Source organism: Polaromonas sp. P1_G2 (assembly GCF_056405515.1).
The window spans coordinates 1-660 of record NZ_JBFUBY010000651.1 but is presented as its reverse complement, the minus strand read 5'-3'; the positions used below and the strand labels follow the sequence as shown (position 1 = coordinate 660).

Genomic DNA, 660 nt, shown 5'->3' with positions numbered 1-660 from the left:
TAAATATCCCCTCGATCCAAGCCCCTTTTGCCGGATCGGAGACACGATTAACATGAGGTTTTTCGGGAGATCAATAAAAAGTAGATGACAGATCAAAAAAAGTTGTATTTTAGCAAATAACTATCAATGGATTCTCTCGCATAACTCAGATGAGTTATGTCAATCCGGCGCACTCCATACGTGCGGCAAATTGTCGCACAGATATAGCCCGGCTTCCAATGCAGCCGAGCGCTTGAATTTTACTGTGCCTGCGTGCTTTGGACGTCCGACGTTGTTTGATCGACAGGGTTGCTGTCGGTTTGTACACTCGTCTGGTCAGTGTTGCTGTCGGACGATGTGGTGCCATCATCCACGGGCACACTGCTGGTGTCGGTCGTCGTATCGCTTGTGGTCGTATCGCTTGCGGTCGGGTCGACAGGCAGTTGCTCAAGCACATCGACTTCTGTCGCGTCCGTCGTCCCGTCGGCATATGTCACCCTGACCACCTGACCCGGCTCAAGCCCGTCCAGCGCGACATATTCCCCAAGGTTCAATTCGGCGCCGCTCTCCAATGTCAGAATGCGCGCATTGGCATCGAGCGACACCAGCTTGCCGTCCACTGTCGCAGACAGTGCGGGAAATGCATAGGCAGCCAGGATCGTTGCGAGAACAGGGTAAAGG

1 protein-coding gene is annotated in these 660 nt (G+C 53.2%); it reads right to left on the bottom strand.

Going from position 1 to position 660, the window contains the following annotated elements; all coding sequences use genetic code 11:
- Positions 1 to 239 precede the first annotated feature (239 nt).
- Positions 240 to 660: hypothetical protein (locus tag AC1D0P_RS26740; RefSeq protein ID WP_477679495.1), on the bottom strand; the 421-nt coding region annotated here is incomplete at its 5' end.